The sequence below is a fragment of the Edaphobacter dinghuensis genome, from assembly GCF_014640335.1.
GTDB classification, from domain to species: Bacteria; Acidobacteriota; Terriglobia; order Terriglobales; family Acidobacteriaceae; genus Edaphobacter; species Edaphobacter dinghuensis.
In genome coordinates this window covers 1-2875 of sequence record NZ_BMGT01000006.1, presented here as the reverse complement: position 1 = coordinate 2875, position 2875 = coordinate 1, and the positions used below count along the sequence as shown (strand labels likewise).

The window sequence follows — 2875 nt, the reverse complement described above, 5'->3', positions numbered from 1 at the left end:
CTTTAAAGATCAGTGCTTTCGCATCCGGGTTCTTGCGTACCTGTTCCTCGAACAGCTGATGGATGCACAGGCTGTCCGCGTAGGGTGCCTCGGTCGCGTTCCATGTCTCCAGCAACAGCTTCCGCTCAGCGAGAGGAACAACCTCGAGTTTGCGAACGGGCGTTTCGGGATCTGTCTCCAAAGCATCTGCCAGGCTTTCGAGGGCCTGCTGCATGTAATCGCAGATACGTTCCGGAAACAAAGATTGCGTAATCAGCGCATCCAGACCCAGAGAATTTCCGAAGTCATCAACGGAAAGGCTGATCGGATAGTTGTTGCGGATCTCGTTTCCGAGTACCTCGATACCTGATAAGTCTTGCTCCAGAGCATTCGTATTTACCGACCCTAACGACTGCGAACTGTGACGATAATCGAAGACAGTATTGAAAAGAGGCATCTGCGCCTCGATACTGCTGCCTCGCTGGGCCAGGGCCAGCGAGGCATGCTCATGCATGAGCAACTCGGACAATCGGGACTGGACCAACCGAACTGCAGCTTCGGTCGCAATGTTGCCCAGATCAAAGCGGATCGGCAGCGTATTGATGAATAGGCCAGTCGCTTTGTCGTCCTCGCCCTCCCCATGCATACGACCGAAGAGCACGGTACCAAACACCACCGTGTCTGAATTGGTAATACGTGTCAGTACCTGCGCCCAGGCGAGGTGGCACAGACTGGCAAGGCTCACCTGTAGTCGCCGAGCCTGCCTGCGTAAGCGGTCGTTCAGCATCCGTGGAAGCATTCGCCGCGTTGCCGTGCTGCTGCTGCCATCCTGATAAACATCCGTGATGCCGAAGGCTAATGTGGGTTCGGTGATATCCCCGAGCATCTGCCGGAAGAAGCGCTCGTGCTCTTCCACCGTCACGCCCAGTCGCGCCTGCGCCACCAGATTACGGAACGGCACGGAGGGGGATAGAGATTGCGCTCCCCCGGCGAGAAACGCAGCAACTTCCTGGCGCAGCATGTGCAGCGTGGACTGGTCTCCAATAAGATGGTGCATCAGCTGCATTGCCAGCCAGCGGTCTTGTGCGGGGTCATGAGCGACAACGAAGCGCAGGAGCGGAGCCGTCGCGAGGTCAATGCGGTCCTGTTTTGGGTCGAAATAACTTGCAAGCTGATCTGCAATCGGCCCGGCGGCTGGATCGAGCTCCAGTTCGACAACAGATATCTTGGCCTGCCGCCACACTACCTGTGCCGGGGCAGAGAGACCTTCCCAGATAAATGAAGTGCGGAGGATGTCATGACGATCGACTATCTGTTGAACCGCAAACAGGAATCGGTCGAGCAAGGCTCGGCTGGCAAACGATAAAAATGTACGGATCAGGTACGGATCGCCGGCATGGGCCATGAGGTGGTGGAAAAGGATGCCTTCCTGGAGGGGAGAAAGGGCATAAATATCCTGGATGTTTGCGATGCTGCCTGGAACCTGCCGAACGATGCGATCGATCCCCTGCTGCGTCAGATCGATTAGTGGCAACATCTCGGGTCTGATGACGCTATCGTTCGGTTGAATGAGGTTGGGCGGAATGGAGAGGCTGGGAGTCTGGTGAAGGGATGCGGCAAGGTCGGCCAGTTTCGGTGTAGCGAACAGGGCGCGGATTTCGAGGTCGAATCCGAGTTGACGCACGTACTGAACTACCTGAACCGCCAGCAGGGAGTGGCCGCCGAGCTCGAAGAAGTTGTCGTGGCGTCCGATTCGGTCGACGTGCAGAAGCTCCTCCCATATCTGGGCCAGAACAGTCTCGGCTTCCCCCTGCGGCGGTTCGTAGGCTTGAGTGGTGTAAGCGTCCTTCTCGGGGGCCGGCAGCGCTTTGCGATCGAGCTTCCCGTTGGGCGTCAGCGGCATGGTATCCAGATGCATNAGAAGGATCACCTGTGTAGTAAGCAACTAGCCGCTTGTCGCCCAGTGTGTCCTCCCGGGCGCCAACCACGGCCGATTCCACTAGTGGATGCTCGGCCAGACGTGCTTCGATCTCGCCCAACTCGATACGGAAGCCGCGGATCTTCACCTGATGGTCGTTCCGCCCGAGGAACTCCAGGTTGCCGTCGGGCAGATAACGCGCCAGGTCTCCGGTGCGGTACATGCGCGCGCCCAGCTCGCCACAGAAGGGATCGGGGAGGAAGCGCTCCGCGGTCAACTCCGGGCGGTCCAGATAGCCGCGCGCCACACCCGCTCCACCGATGTACATCTCGCCCACCGCGCCGAGTGGCACAGGCTGCCCGTAACTGTCCAGAAGGTAAATCCGTGTGTTCAGAATTGGGCGGCCAATCGGTTGATAATTTGAGGAATTGGTTGTGGAAGATGATCGGACGTAAAGGCAAGTCGACCAGATAGTGGTTTCTGTTGGCCCATACAAATTCCAAAGTTGAATCGACCTAGAAATCAGGTTTTCAGACAGTTGAATAGTCAGTGCCTCGCCACCGCACAGAAGCGTCAAGTTGGGTGAGCCTGGCCAACCCTGATTGATCAGCGATTGCCAGACTGCAGGCGTCGCCTGCATCAGCCTTATATCGTGCTTCAATAACATATGTTGCAGAGCATCCGGATCTGCCTTGTCATCTCGTGAGGTTAGTGTGACTTGCCCCCCTGTAGTCAAAGGCAGATATAACTCAAGTCCGGAGATGTCGAACGATATGCTCGTTATTGCCAGCAGTGCTCCCGTACCTCCTAAAATCTCTCTCATTGCGCAAAGAAAGTTCATCACCGAGCTGTGCTCGATCATGACGCCTTTTGGCGTGCCGGTGGAGCCCGAGGTGTAGATCACGTAGGCAAGATGTCGCGAGTTGAGGCCTAACGCAGCTGGGTCGGGATCAGCTTCCGCATGTCGCAACCATGGCT

General features: G+C 57.0%; 1 protein-coding gene and 1 pseudogene. Both read right to left on the bottom strand.

Annotated elements, in window-relative coordinates; all coding sequences use genetic code 11:
* The coding region (locus IEW09_RS18615; protein WP_229739445.1) for a condensation domain-containing protein at positions 1-1897 on the bottom strand (1897 nt) is incomplete at its 3' end.
* A gap of 124 nt (positions 1898-2021) precedes the next feature.
* Positions 2022-2801: pseudogene (locus tag IEW09_RS18920) on the bottom strand (AMP-binding protein); the annotation flags it as partial.
* Positions 2802-2875: the final 74 nt, after the last annotated feature.